Source organism: Amnibacterium soli (assembly GCF_039544415.1).
GTDB lineage: Bacteria > Actinomycetota > Actinomycetes > Actinomycetales > Microbacteriaceae > Amnibacterium > Amnibacterium soli.
In genome coordinates, this window is the sequence record NZ_BAABLP010000001.1 from 345,201 (window position 1) to 357,989 (window position 12,789).

Genomic DNA, 12,789 nt, shown 5'->3' on the forward strand with positions numbered 1-12,789 from the left:
TCCCTCTCAGGATCCGGGGGTTCTGCCGACGGCCTCGCCGAGGGTCTCGTCCCAGTCGTCGAGGAAGCGACGGAGACCGTACCGCTCCAGTGCGACCTCCCGAGCGATCAGGCCACGGCGCCGCGCCTCGTCGGGGTCGGCGAGCAGGCGCGCGGCCTCCCGGACCAGCTCGCCGACGTCGGCGGAGATCGCACCGGCCTCGGCCGGCACCGCGCGCGGCGCCTCCGTCGCGGCGAGGGCCAGCACGGGCATCCCGAGCTGCATCGCCTCGATCAGGGACAGCCCGAGCGAGGTCCAGCGGTGCGGATGGAGGTAGGCGCGGCGCTCGGCGAGCGCGGCGTGCATGCCGGGCGGCCGGACGTCGCCCGCGCCGACGATGACCGGCGAGCCCTCGAACGCGCCGTCGAGCAGGTCGGTGCCCATGCCGAACACGTCGACCGGCGCGACCGCGGCGAAGCGGGGCAGCAGGTCGGTGCCGGTCACGCGCCAGCGGCGCACCGGCTCGTTGATCACGGCGCCGAAGCGCTCGAGCGCGCCGGAGTAGTGCAGGCCGGGATCGCGCACGCCGTGCTCGATCACGCGGGCGCGGGTGCGGCCGACGTCCCAGAGCAGCGCGTTGGTGTGCGTGACGTGCACGAGGTCGAGGTCCGAGCGGTCCGCCATCGGGTGCACCGAGGTCGGCACGTCGCCCTTGGGGGTGTTGTGCTCGAGGTAGACGGCCGCCAGGTCGTGCCCGATGCGGCGGCCGGTCAGCCGCTCCGCCTCGGCCAGCTCGTCGGGCCGCTGCAGGACGACGACGTCGACCTCCTCCGCGCGGACGTCCTCGGGCGCGACCTCGCGGGCGGGCCAGTCCCGGCCGCCGAGGCCGAGGCCCCAGCCGTCGCGCGCGGGCGTCGTGGGGAAGAGGTAGTCGTGGCCGCCCTGGACGAACGCGTCCGTCCAGCCGCCGTGCACGTGCCACAGCAGCACCTTCATGCGAGCGCTCCTGTCAGTCGGTCGGCGATGAGCCGCTCGGCGGCGTCCGCGACGGTCTCCGGGATCACGGAGGCGAGGCACGGGTGCCCGGCGACGGGGCAGACGCGGGCGCGCGAGCCGCGGCAGGGCGCCTCCTGGTCGCCGAGCAGCGCGACGGGCACGCCCCACGGCGCCCAGCGCACGGGCGGCACGACCGGGGCGAACAGGCTGACGATCGCGGTGCCGGCGGCCGCGGCGAGGTGCGCGGGGCCGGTGTTGCCGACGACCACGACGTCCGCGTCGCGCAGCACCGCGCCGAGCTCGGCGAGGCCGAGCGCGCCGCCGAGGTCCGTGCCCGCGGTGCCGGCGACGGCGGCCGTGAGCGCGCGCTCGTCGGGTCCGCCGGTGACGAGCACCCGGTGGCCGCGCTCGGCCAGCAGCTCGACGACGCGGGCGCAGTGCGCCGCCGGGTAGGCGCGGGCGGGCACCGCGGCGCCGGGATGCACCACGACGTACGGGCCGTCGCCCGCCGCGTCCGGTCGCGCTGCAGGCAGTGTCACCGCGAGCCGGTCGTCGCCGTCGGGCAGCGCGAAGCCGGCCGCGGCCGCGATGCGCAGGGCCCGGAGGGGTTCGGGAAGGTCCTCGGGGAAGTCCTCGCCGGGGATGAGGCGCGCATCGAGCAGGCCGCCGCCCGCGTCCACCGAGGCACCGGTGATGCGCTGCACGCCCGCGAGCCGCAGCAGCAGCGCGAGGGGCAGGGGGGACTGGTGGAAGGACGTGAGGACGACCGCCTCCTCGATGCCGGTCGTCTCGACCAGGTCCGCCACCTCGGCGACGAGCGCCGCGTCTACCGGGCGGTCGGTGGGGGCGATCCAGGGGGCCGCGAGCACGTGCACCTCCGCGACGCCGGGCAGGAGGCGGGCGGCACCGGCGCCCTGCGGTCCGGCGAGCAGCACGACCTCGGCGCTCGCCGCGACGGCGCGCACGGCCGGTCCGCTGACGAGCACGTCGCCCATGCTGTCGAGGCGGGCGACGAGCACCCGCTTCATCCCGCGTCCCCGGCGAGCGCGATGCGGACGGCCTCCGCGAGGTCGGCGGCGACGGCCGGGGCGTCGGCGACCTCCTCCTGGCGCGTGATCGGCGTCGGCACCAGGACGGCCCGGCCGCCGGCGGCGTGCGCGGCGCCCACGTCCGCGGCGATGTCGCCGATCACGACGGTGCGCGCCGGGTCGACGCCGAGCGCGGCGGCGGCGCGCAGCACCATGCCGGGCGCGGGCTTGCGGCAGTCGCAGCCGTCCTCGGGTCCGTGCGGGCAGATCTGCCAGGTGTCGAACCCGCCGAACAGCTCGTCGACCCGCGCGTTCACGGCGTCGACCTGCTCGCGGGTGACGATGCCCCGGGCGATGCCCGACTGGTTCGAGACCACGCCGATCGGCAGCCCCGCGGCGCGCACCGCGGCGACCGCCTCGAGGGCGCCCGGCATGGGCTGCACGAGGGCGGGATCGCCGTTGTAGGGCACGTCGATCACGAGGGTGCCGTCGCGGTCGAAGAGCACCGCGAGCGGCTGGGCGGGTTCGGGCATCTCGGCATGACTACCGTTCCGCCACCTTCTTCTCCTGCGAAACGGCTGAGTACGCGCCCGAGTGCGACTGGGAGAATCATGCGATGGAGCAGCGATTCGAGGCCGACGGACGGCGCGTCGCGGTCGCGTTCCGGGCGCTCCAGCTCGGCGACCTGCTCGTCGCGGTCCCCGCGCTGAAGGCCCTCCGGCGGGCGCTGCCCGAGCACCGCCTGCTGCTCACGACCTCCGCGTGGCTGGAGCCGGTCGTGCGGCTCGTCGACGCGGTCGACGGCCTCGTGCCGGTCGCGGCCCTGGGCGAGCCGCTGCCCTTCTCGCCGGGGGAGGTCGACGTGGTCGCCAACCTCCACGGCGGCGGTCCGGAGTCCGCGGGCGTGGTCGACGCGGTCGGCGCGCGGCTGGTCGTGCGGCACGCGCTCGCGCCGGGCGAGCCCGGACCGCGCTGGGTGGAGGAGCAGCACGAGCGGGCGCGCTGGGTGCGGCTCACCGGCGCCTTCGGCATGCCCGGCGATCCCGACGACGTCGGCGTCGCGCGACCCGGCGTCGCGTCCCCGGCCCCGGGCGCGGCCGTGGTGCACGTCGGCGCCGCCTTCCCCTCCCGCGAGTGGCCCGCCGACCGCTTCGCGGCGGTCGCCCGCGCGCTCGAGACGGCCGGGCAGCGCGTCGTGTTCAGCGGCAGCGCGGGGGAGCGCGACCGGGCGCTCGAGGTCGCGCAGGGCGCCGGGCTGCCCGAGGACCGCGTGCTCGCCGGCCGGACCGACCTCGCCGGGTTCGCGGCGCTCGTCGCGGAGGCGGCGGTGGTCGTCACGGCCGACACGGGAGCCGGCCACCTCGCCTCCGCGTTCCGCACCCCCTCCGTCGTGCTCTTCGGCCCCGTCGGCCCGGAGCGCTGGGGACCGCCGCCTGGACCGCACATCGCGCTGACGCACGCCGAGGTGCGGGACGGCGACGCGTTCGCGCCCGGTCCGGACCCGGCCATCGCGGCCGTCACGGTCGACGAGGTGCTCGCCGCGGTCGACGCGCTGTTCGCGGATCCGCAGCTCCTGCCCGGCACGCCGCCTCCGGGACGCCGCTGACCGGAGCGTCGGCCGGGATCCGCGGAGCTCAGGCGAGCGCGGCGCCGAGGGCGGGCGCGAGGTCGCCGGCGCCGACCACCTCGATCGCCTCGAGGCCCTGCCAGCGCGCCGCGTCGCGGAGCACGGGCGCGAGGCGGTCCGCGACGTCGGGCGACGACCCGGGCTCGAGCCACGCCGCCTGCACGAGCAGCCGGCCGCCCTGCCGGTCGGACTTGAGGTCCACCCGGCCGACGAGCCGGTCGTCGACGAGGACGGGCAGCACGTAGTAGCCGTGCACCCGCTCCGCCGCGGGCGTGTAGATGGAGATCCGGTAGTGGAACCCGAACATCCGCAACAGCCGGTCGCGCTGCCACACCACCGGGTCGAATGGCGACAGCACCGCCGCGGCGCGCAGCCGGCTCGGCGGCGCCGCGTCGACGTGCCGCCAGGTCCTGAGCGGCTTCCCGTCGGCCCGCTCCCACCCGGGCACGACGACGGGCACGAGCTCGCCCGCGTCCTCCAGCTCCTGCGCGGCGACCGCCGTGTCGTCCGAGCGGAGTCGGTGGTAGTCGGCGAGGTCGGGCAGGGCGGCGACCCCGTGCGCGACGGCGGCGCGGCGCACCAGCTCGCGGATCGCCTCCGCCTTCGGCACCGGCTGCAGCGGGCCGCCGAGCACCTGCTCGGGCAGGCCGTAGCGCCGCTCGAAGCCGCGGCGCCCCGCGCTGACGAGGTCACCGGTCCGGAACAGCACCTCGAGCGTGCGCTTCGTGTCCGACCAGCCCCACCACGGGCCCTGCCGCACGCTCGGCCGCTGCTCGAACTCACTGGCGGCCAGCGGTCCGCGGTCCGCGATCTCCGCCTTCAGGGCGCCGATCAGGTCGCGGCGCTCCACCAGCTCCTCCGCGTGCCGGGCGCGGTGGTGCTCCATGCGGAAGGCGAACAGCCCGAGGTCCGCCTTCGGGAGGAACGTCGCCTCGTGCGCCCAGTACTCGAGGAACGCTCCCGCGGGGTCCAGCACCATCCGGTCGAGCCGCGTGCGGTCGTACGGCCCGAGGCGGGCGAGCAGAGGCAGGTAGTGGCTGCGCTCGAACACGTTGACCGAGTCGATCTGCAGCACTCGGAGGCGGTGCAGCACGGCCTCGATGCGGGCGGCTCCCGCGGTCGGCGGGTGGGAGCGGCCGAAGCCCTGCGCGGCCAGCGCCGTGCGGCGCGCCTCCCGGAGCGACAGCTGCTCGACCACCCCTCGGACGCTACCGCCGTCGACCCCGGAGACGGGCTGCGGCCGGGCGCCCGCCGCTCCCTAGACTCACCGGATGCCCGAGAGCCCATCCGCCGCGCCGGAGGCCGCCGTCGCGGCCGAGTCCGGCGTCGTGGCCCGCACCGTCCCGGACGGCCTGAAGATCGCCGGTGCCTGGTCCTGGCGCCTCATCGGCGTCATCGTGCTCGGGGCGGTGCTGCTCTACCTCGTCGGCCTGCTGCACATCGTCGTCATCCCCGTCGCCATCGCGCTGCTGCTGTCGGGGCTGCTCACGCCGCTGAAGAAGCGACTGATGCGCCTCGGCTGGCCGCGGTGGGCGGCCGTGACCGTGGCGTTCGTCGGCCTGCTCGTCGTCATCGCCGGTCTCGTCACCCTGGTGGTGATCACCTTCCAGGCGGGCCTCCCCGGGTTCGAGGCCCAGCTGGCGAAGTCCTACGCCAAGTTCCTGCAGTTCCTGAAGACGAGCCCCTTCGGCTTCAACGAGCAGGACCTGCAGAACCTCATCAGCAGCGGCACCGCCACGGTGCAGAAGAACTCCGGGAAGATCGCCGCGGGTGCCGTCGCGGGCGCGTCCACCGCGGGCGACATCGGCATCGGCCTCCTGCTCACCCTGTTCAGCACGCTGTTCTTCGTGCTGGACGGACCGGGCATCTGGCGCTGGTGCCTCCGGCTCGCCCCGACGCGGGCCCGGGCCGCGATCGACGGCGCCGCCCACTCGGTGTGGCTGTCCATCGGCGAGTACGTGCGGATCCAGCTCGTCGTCGCGCTGATCGACGCGGTCGGGATCGGGCTCGTCGCGTTCATCCTGCAGCTGAAGTTCGTCGTGCCGATCGCCGTGCTCGTGTTCCTCGGCGCGTTCATCCCCATCGTGGGCGCGGTGTCCGCCGGCGCCCTCGCCGTCGTGGTCGCGCTCGTCTACCCCGGCCTGATCCCGCAGAGCACCCCGACCCAGGCGCTGATCATGCTGGCGGGCCTCATCGCCGTGAACCAGCTCGAGGCGCACGTGCTGCAACCGCTGCTGATGGGCAACGCCGTGCGGCTGCATCCGCTCGCGGTCGTGCTCTCGGTCGCACTGGGCTCGCTGCTCGGCGGCATCGCGGGCGCAGTCTTCGCGGTGCCGTTCGCGGCCGCGCTGAACTCCGCGGTGAAGTTCATCGCCGGCGGCACCTGGAAGGGGCAGCCGCCTCCCGACCTGTCGAAGGTGCCGGAGGACGACGACGCGAAGCCCAGCCGGCGGCGGAACCGCCAGCCGCGGCCGCAGGACGTGAAGACCGTTGCCTGAGCAGCAGGAGGCGACCACGGCCGCGACCCCCGAGGCCCTCGCGACCAGCCCCGAGGCGGCCGCGCTCGTCGACGCGCCCGCCGCGGCGCCCGTGCCGACGCTCGAGCGCATCCGCGACGCGGCCCGCGTGCTGGCGCCGCTCGCGGCCCGCACGCCCATGGAGACGTCGCGCTTCCTCGCCTCCGTCACGGGCGCGCCCGTCCACCTGAAGTGCGAGAACCTGCAGCGCACCGGCTCCTACAAGATCCGCGGCGCCTCGTACCGGCTCTCCCGGCTGTCGCCGGAGGAGCGGGCGCGGGGCGTCGTCGCGGCGTCCGCCGGCAACCACGCGCAGGGCGTCGCGTTCGCCGCGCGGGAGCTGGGCATCGAGGCGACCATCTTCATGCCGATCGGCGTCGCCCTGCCGAAGCTCGAGGCGACGCGCGACTACGGCGCGACCGTCGAGCTCGTCGGCGACGTGGTCGACGAGTCGCTCGCCGCGGCGAAGCGCTGGGCGGAGCAGACCGGCGCGGTCTTCATCCCGCCGTTCGACCACCCCGACGTGATCGCGGGCCAGGCCACCGTCGGGCTCGAGATCCTCGAGGACGTGCCCGACGTGCAGACGATCGTCGTGCCCGTCGGCGGCGGCGGCCTGATCGCCGGGGTCGTCTCGGCCGTGAAGCAGCTCGCGCCGCACGTGCGCGTGATCGGGGTCCAGGCGGAGAACGCGGCGGCGTTCCCCTCCTCCCTCGCCGCGGGGGAGGTGCGCACCGTGCGCACGACGCCGACCATCGCGGACGGCATCGCCGTCGGCACGCCCGGCCGCATCACCTTCGAGATCGTGCGCGACCTGGTCGACGAGGTCGTCACCGTCACCGACGACGAGACCGCGAGCGCGCTGCTCGTGCTGCTCGAGCGGGCGAAGCTCGTCGTCGAGCCGGCGGGCGCCGTCGGCGTCGCGGCCCTGCTGTCGGGCCTCGTGCCCGATCCCGGCCGCACGGTCGCGGTGCTGTCCGGCGGCAACATCGACCCGCTGATGATGGAGCGCGTGATCAGCCGCGGCCTCGTCACCTCCGACCGCTACATGACCCTGCGGATCGGCCTGCCCGACCGCCCGGGTCAGCTCGCGGTGATCTCGGCGATCATCGCGGAGGCGAACGCGAACGTCGTCGAGGTGCTGCACACCCGCCACGGCTCGGACACCCAGATCAGCGAGGTGCAGATCGACATCAGCGTCGAGACCCGCGGCAAGCCTCACCAGGCGGCCGTGCTCGAGCGCCTGGAGCAGGCCGGCTACCAGCCGCGGGTCGTCGCGAGCTGACGTCGCGCCCCCCGGCGGTTCGCCGCGGGCGGTCGCTGCGAGCTATGCCGGGGTCGAAAGGCTCCGGGACGGCGGGGTGCGCCGTGCGTCTCGAGGCCGTCACGTCGGGCCTGCAGGCAGGTGTGGCATCTGCAGGCAGGATCCGCCGGATCCTGCATGCGTCCGCGACGTCGTCCTTCGTCCGCCACGGCCTGGCGCGGCTGCCCCGTCGCGCCCCTGCTCGCGCGACGTGAGGGGCCCGACGTCCGAATCGTCCGCCTCCCGTCCCGGCCTCCCGCGCGGCGCGAAGACGAGCCGCGCTCAACCACCGGCCGCCCGGTCAGCCGCGCAGCACCTGGAGGAGTGGGAGGAGGGCCTCAGCCCTCGTACTCCTCCACCTTGACGATCTTCACCTCGATGGCGCGGCCGTTCGGGGCCGTGTAGCTGACCGTGTCGCCGACCTTCGCGCCGAGGATCGCGGCGCCGAGGGGGCTGCTGTCGCTGTAGACGTCGAGGCCGGAGTCACCGGCCATCTCGCGGCTGCCGAGCAGGAAGCGCATCTCGTTGCCCGCGACGGACGCGGTGACCACGGTGCCCGCGGCGACGACGTCGCTCGCGCCGGTCGGGTGGCCGACCTCGGCGGTGCGCAGCAGCAGCGTGAGCTGGCGGATGCGGGCCTCGATCTTGCCCTGCTCCTCCTTGGCGGCGTGGTAGCCGCCGTTCTCCTTGAGGTCGCCCTCCTCGCGGGCCTGCGCGATGCGTGCGACGACCTCGTCGCGGCGGGGGCCGGACAGCTCCTCGAGCTCGGCGGTCAGGCGGTCGAACGACGCCTGGGTCAGCCAGGTGGTGGCGGTGCTGTCGGACATGGCGGTGTTCCTCGTCTCGTTCGCGGATTCCGCGCGGTGCCCGGGCGACGCTGCAGCCGCTGCCGTCGGCGCCGGGAGGCGGCGACGCGCTCGCGGCAGGGGCACCGGGCGGATCGGATGGGGGAGTCTAGGCATCCCGGCAGGAGTCGATCAAGCCGTTCGACGCCCGTCGGACCGTGCGGATGACGGTCGAGCCGCTGCGGTTCATGCGCCCCTGGGGCTCGACGACGACCTCGACGAGGCCGAGCACGGCGTCGTCCTTGTCGGTCGCCTCGATCGCGCAGACGAGCTTCGTGCCCGGCCTGCCGGTGACGAGCCACTGCACCTCGGTCGTCTGGTCGTCGACCACGGTGATGCCGAGCGTCTGCACGTCGAGCGCGGTGGCGGTGCCCCCGACGCCCGTCCAGACGCCCCAGACGATCGCGGCGACGAGCACGACCCCGGCGACCACGACCGCGCGCACGCGGCCCCGGCGGCGGCGGGAGGGGGTGCGGCCGTAGCGCTCGTCGAGCGTCGTGGTGCGGGTGCTCACGCCTCCTCCTCCCCGGGAGTGAAGTAGATTCGTGCCGTCCACGAGGCTAGTCGAGGAGGCGTCGGTGCTCGGTCTGCTGCTCGCGGTGACCCCGACGCCCTCGCCGACGAGCCCGGTCGACGAGAACGCGGTGACGCCGGGCGTCGTCGGGTTCCTGGCGATCCTGTTCGTGACGCTCGTGACGGTGCTGCTGATCGTCGACATGGTGCGCCGGATCCGCCGCATCCGCTACCGCAACGAGCTCGCGGAGCGCCGTCTGCAGGAGCAGCCGCCGAACTCCTGAGCGCCGCCGTCACGCGACGGGGTGCAGCGCGATCAGCAGCGTCGCCGTCCAGTGGCAGAGGAACGCGAGCACCGTGCAGGTGTGGAAGATCTCGTGGAAGCCGAACCGGCCCGGGAACGGGTTCGGGCGCTTCATCCCGTAGACGATCGCGCCGAGCGTGTAGAGCAGCCCGCCGATCGCGACGAGCACCATCATCGCCGCGTTCGCGGTGAACAGCGGCACGAAGAAGGCGACGGCCGCCCAGCCCAGGCCGAGGTAGATCAGCACGTAGAGCCAGCGCGGCGCGCCGATCCAGAACACGCGGAACGCGATGCCGAGCAGCGCGCCCGCCCACACGACGGCGAGCAGCACCGTGCCCTGCGCACTCGGCAGCGCCAGCAGCGACAGCGGCGTGTAGGTGCCCGCGATCAGCAGGAAGATGTTCGCGTGGTCGACGCGCTTCAGCGCGAGCTTCACGCGCGGCGACCAGTCGACGCGGTGGTACAGCGCGGAGTTGCCGAACAGCAGGATCGACGTCAGCGCGAACACGACGCTCGCCCAGCGCGCCTCCGGCCCGTCCGCCAGCGCCACGAGCACGAGCCCGGCGACCGCCGCGATCGGGGCGGTGACGGCGTGGATCCAGCCGCGCCAGGTGGGCTTCGGCTCGAGGTGCGCGGTGTCCTCCGCCTCCTCCACGAGGGGGAGGTGCGGCGGCTCGGCCTCGGTCGAGCGCGACTGGTCCTCGGTCGCGTCCCGCATGGGGCCGAGGGTAGTCGGGCCGCACAGGCGTACCGTGTCCGCGTGCGGGGAAGAGGGGTTCGGCTGCGGGCTCCGTTCTACTCCGTGTACCAGCGGCGCCTCCGGCACAACCTCGAGCACGCGCCGCTGCCGCAGCACGTCGCGATGATCCTCGACGGCAACCGCCGCTGGGCGCGCCTCGCCGGGCTCGAGTCCGCGGAGCACGGCCACCGCGCCGGGGCCGACAAGCTGCTCGAGTTCGCCGGCTGGGTCGACGGGCTGCACATCCCGCACGTCACCTTCTACCTGCTGTCGACCGACAACCTGCAGGGCCGGCAGGACGAGGAGCTCACCGCGCTCTTCGAGATCATCGGCACCCTCGCGCTCGACCTCTCCACGCGCTGGCGGGTCAAGCACGTCGGCACCACCGAGGGGCTGCCGGAGTCGCTGCTCACCGCCCTGCGGACGGCGGAGGAGCAGGGCGCGGGCCGGTCGGGCCTCCACATCAACCTCGCCGTCGGCTACGGCGGCCGCACCGAGATCGCGCACGCGATGCGCAGCATCGTGGCCGCGCACGCGGCGGCGGGCGGCACGCTCGACGACCTGTCGACGCACCTCGACCCCGCCCTCATCGGCGAGCACCTGTACACGGGCGGGCAGCCCGACCCGGACCTCGTGATCCGCACGTCGGGGGAGCAGCGGCTCTCCGACTTCATGGTGTGGCAGAGCGCGCACAGCGAGTTCTACTTCGTGGAGGCGCTCGGGCCCGACCTGCGCGAGGTCGACTTCCTCCGCGCCCTGCGCTCCTACGCGCAGCGGCAGCGGCGCTACGGGGCCTGAGCGGGCACGTCGGCCTCTCGAGCGCCGCTACGCTCGGTGTTCGCCATGGACGACCTCACCGAGTACCTCGCCGGCTTCGGGGAGGAGCCCGGGTACCTGGACTTCGCCGCGTTCGGGCCGCTGTCGGCGGCCGTGGTCGCCGAGTCCGCCGCGCAGGAGGACCTCGTGCGCCGCGCCCGCTTCGGCGCCCGCGACCGGCTCGCGACGAACGCCGACCGGATGCGCGACGCGGCCGCGGTGCTCACGGGCTTCCGCGCCGACCAGATCGCGTTCCAGCCGAGCACCGGCCAGGGCGTCACCCAGGCCGTCTACGCGCTCGCGGGCGGCGTGCTGTTCTCGCCCGCGGACTACCCCGCCCTGCCGATAGCGGTGGCCCGCGCCTCCGAGGCGCTGCAGGTCGTCACCCCGATCCCCTTCGAGGCCGACGGCGGGCGCATCACGCCCGGCGGCGTGCGCGAGGCGCTCACCGGCACGACCATGGCGGTGCTCGTGAGCGCCGTCGACGCCCGCACGGGCGCGGTCGCCGATCTCGACGGCATCCGGCAGGTGATCGGCGACCGGCTGCTCATCGTCGACGCGGTGCAGGCGCTCGGCGCCGTGGACCTGCCGTGGGACGCGGCCGACGTCGTCGCCTGCGGCGGCCAGAAGTGGCTGCGCGCGGGCTGGGGCACCGGCTTCCTCGCCGTCTCCGACCGCGCGGCGAGCCGCCTCACCCCGGTGCTGTCCGGCGAGGGCGGCACCGGTGCCGGGCCGACGTGGGACGCCGTGCTGCCGGCCGCGGACGGCGCGACGGGCATGCAGATCTCGAACCCCGACCAGGTCGCCGCCGCCCGGCTCGCCGCCGCGATGGAGGACCTCGCGCACGCCGGTCCCGCCGCCGTGGCCGCGGCGATCGCGGCGCGCGTCGCCCAGGTGCTCGCCCTCGCGGACGAGTTCGGCCTGCCGGTCGTCTCGCCGCGCGCGGAGGCGGAACGTGCGGGCATCGTCGTCGTGGAGCCGCTGCCCGAGCGGCTCACGGCGCTGACCGCGGCCCTGTTCAACCACGGCGTCTCGGTGACCATCCGAGACGGGCGCGTGCGGCTGTCCCCGCACGCCGGAACCACGGAGGAGACGATCGGCATGCTCCGCACCGCCCTGTCCGCGTACGCCACCGCAGTGCGACCGGTCCGATGACGATCACCGGTCCGGGCCGCACGCTCTACGTCAGCGACCTCGACGACACGCTCCTCGGTGCCGACGGCACCCTGTCGGACACCGGCCGCGCGACCCTCGCCCGCGTCATCGGCGACGGCGCCGCGTTCACCGTCGCGACCGCGCGCTCGCCGCTGACGACGTTCTCCGCGCTGCAGGGCGTCCCGCTCGCGCTGCCGCTCGTCACCTACGGCGGCGCGACCGCGGTCGACCCCGCCGACCGCAGCCACCTGTGGTGGGAGCACTTCGACGGGCGCGCGCTGCACCCGCTCGTCGGCGCGGCGCTCGCCGCCGGGGCGACCCCGCTCGTGTTCTGGCTCGACGGCGGTGCCGACCGCATCAGCTGGGTGCGCGGCGCGGAGACCAGCGGCGTCGACACCTTCCTCGAGACCCGGCCCGACGACCCGCGGCTCGCCCCGGTCGACGCGTGGGACGAGATCGACCACGACCGCGGCTTCTTCGTCAGCATCCGCGGCGAGTACCCCGTCGTGCGCCGCCTGTCGCGCATGATCCGCGCCATCTCGTGGGGCACGGGCTGCGCGCTCGCGCTCACCGGCTCGCGCGAGAGCGGCGTCGGCGTGCTCGACGTCACCGCGGCCGGCGCCACCAAGGGCACCGGCGTGCGGCGCCTGGCCGACGACCTCGGCTTCACGCGGATCGTCGCGTTCGGCGACGGGGCGAACGACCTGCCGCTCTTCGCGGAGGCCGACGAGGCCTACGCGGTCGCCCACGCGTCCGACGAGGCGAAGGAGGCCGCCACGGCGGTGCTCGACGACCGCGAGGACGCGGTCGTCGCCTTCCTCGCCGAGCACGCGGCGGCCCGCGCGGAGGTCTGACCGGTCCCCTCCGGCGCTCCGGAGGGTCTCCGCGAGCCGCGTCATCGCGACGTCGCACCGGTGTCGTACGGTGTGCGCCATCGGGTACCTCACCCGGTCCGGGACGCGCCGCGGCCC

General features: G+C 75.1%; 14 protein-coding genes. 7 read left to right on the forward strand and 7 right to left on the reverse strand.

Annotated features, from left to right (window positions below):
- Positions 1-6 precede the first annotated feature (6 nt).
- Genes ABEA53_RS01660 through ABEA53_RS01670 form a run of 3 tightly spaced genes read right to left on the reverse strand, consistent with a single transcriptional unit; the run spans position 7 to position 2,536 of the window.
- Positions 7-975 (reverse strand): glycosyltransferase, encoded by a 969-nt coding sequence (locus ABEA53_RS01660; protein ID WP_345479181.1) that lies wholly within the window; start codon positions 973-975, stop codon positions 7-9.
- The gene (locus tag ABEA53_RS01665; RefSeq protein WP_345479182.1) at positions 972-2,003 is read right to left on the reverse strand and encodes a glycosyltransferase family 9 protein; all 1,032 of its coding nucleotides are present in this window, start codon (positions 2,001-2,003) and stop codon (positions 972-974) included. The genes ABEA53_RS01660 and ABEA53_RS01665 overlap by 4 nt, the downstream gene beginning before the upstream one ends.
- Positions 2,000-2,536 (reverse strand): D-glycero-alpha-D-manno-heptose-1,7-bisphosphate 7-phosphatase, encoded by a 537-nt coding sequence (locus ABEA53_RS01670; RefSeq protein ID WP_345479183.1) that lies wholly within the window; start codon positions 2,534-2,536, stop codon positions 2,000-2,002. The genes ABEA53_RS01665 and ABEA53_RS01670 overlap by 4 nt, the downstream gene beginning before the upstream one ends.
- Positions 2,537-2,619: 83 nt before the next feature.
- On the opposite strand from ABEA53_RS01670, the gene ABEA53_RS01675 reads away from it, so the two are divergent.
- Positions 2,620-3,609 carry a glycosyltransferase family 9 protein gene (locus ABEA53_RS01675; RefSeq protein WP_345479184.1) on the forward strand — a complete coding sequence of 330 codons (990 nt, stop codon included), beginning with the start codon at positions 2,620-2,622 and terminating at the stop codon, positions 3,607-3,609.
- Positions 3,610-3,637: 28 nt separating this feature from the next.
- Here the strand turns inward: ABEA53_RS01675 and ABEA53_RS01680 are convergent, their stop codons facing one another.
- Positions 3,638-4,828 (reverse strand): winged helix-turn-helix domain-containing protein, encoded by a 1,191-nt coding sequence (locus ABEA53_RS01680; protein ID WP_345479185.1) that lies wholly within the window; start codon positions 4,826-4,828, stop codon positions 3,638-3,640.
- A gap of 73 nt (positions 4,829-4,901) precedes the next feature.
- Between ABEA53_RS01680 and ABEA53_RS01685 the strand changes: the two genes are divergently transcribed.
- Both ABEA53_RS01685 and ilvA read left to right on the forward strand, forming a co-directional pair.
- A complete protein-coding gene (locus ABEA53_RS01685; RefSeq protein WP_345479186.1) occupies positions 4,902-6,128 on the forward strand; it encodes an AI-2E family transporter in 1,227 nt (408 codons plus the stop codon).
- Positions 6,121-7,428: a threonine ammonia-lyase gene (gene ilvA, locus ABEA53_RS01690; RefSeq protein WP_425550581.1), complete on the forward strand. Its 1,308-nt coding sequence runs from the start codon at positions 6,121-6,123 to the stop codon at positions 7,426-7,428. The genes ABEA53_RS01685 and ilvA overlap by 8 nt, the downstream gene beginning before the upstream one ends.
- 356 nt (positions 7,429-7,784) lie before the next feature.
- Here the strand turns inward: ilvA and greA are convergent, their stop codons facing one another.
- Entirely contained in the window at positions 7,785-8,273 is a 489-nt protein-coding gene (greA, locus tag ABEA53_RS01695; protein ID WP_345479187.1) for a transcription elongation factor GreA, read from the reverse strand.
- A gap of 127 nt (positions 8,274-8,400) precedes the next feature.
- Positions 8,401-8,805 (reverse strand): DUF4307 domain-containing protein, encoded by a 405-nt coding sequence (locus tag ABEA53_RS01700; RefSeq protein ID WP_345479189.1) that lies wholly within the window; start codon positions 8,803-8,805, stop codon positions 8,401-8,403.
- A 64-nt stretch (positions 8,806-8,869) separates the two neighbouring features.
- Here ABEA53_RS01700 and ABEA53_RS01705 point away from each other — a divergent pair, with 64 nt between their 5' ends.
- Positions 8,870-9,088, forward strand: a complete 219-nt coding sequence (locus tag ABEA53_RS01705) for a hypothetical protein (RefSeq protein WP_345479191.1) — start codon at positions 8,870-8,872, stop codon at positions 9,086-9,088.
- A gap of 9 nt (positions 9,089-9,097) precedes the next feature.
- On the opposite strand, the gene trhA is transcribed toward ABEA53_RS01705, so the two are convergent.
- On the reverse strand, positions 9,098-9,826 hold the full coding sequence (gene trhA / locus ABEA53_RS01710; protein WP_345479192.1) for a PAQR family membrane homeostasis protein TrhA: 729 nt from the start codon (positions 9,824-9,826) through the stop codon (positions 9,098-9,100).
- A gap of 42 nt (positions 9,827-9,868) precedes the next feature.
- On the opposite strand from trhA, the gene uppS reads away from it, so the two are divergent.
- Genes uppS through ABEA53_RS01725 form a run of 3 tightly spaced genes read left to right on the forward strand, consistent with a single transcriptional unit; the run spans position 9,869 to position 12,672 of the window.
- Positions 9,869-10,645: a polyprenyl diphosphate synthase gene (gene uppS, locus ABEA53_RS01715; RefSeq protein ID WP_345479193.1), complete on the forward strand. Its 777-nt coding sequence runs from the start codon at positions 9,869-9,871 to the stop codon at positions 10,643-10,645.
- A gap of 45 nt (positions 10,646-10,690) precedes the next feature.
- The gene (locus ABEA53_RS01720; RefSeq protein ID WP_345479194.1) at positions 10,691-11,818 is read left to right on the forward strand and encodes an aminotransferase class V-fold PLP-dependent enzyme; all 1,128 of its coding nucleotides are present in this window, start codon (positions 10,691-10,693) and stop codon (positions 11,816-11,818) included.
- Positions 11,815-12,672 (forward strand): HAD family hydrolase, encoded by an 858-nt coding sequence (locus ABEA53_RS01725; protein WP_345479196.1) that lies wholly within the window; start codon positions 11,815-11,817, stop codon positions 12,670-12,672. Before ABEA53_RS01720 ends, ABEA53_RS01725 begins: the two co-directional genes overlap by 4 nt.
- Positions 12,673-12,789: the final 117 nt, after the last annotated feature.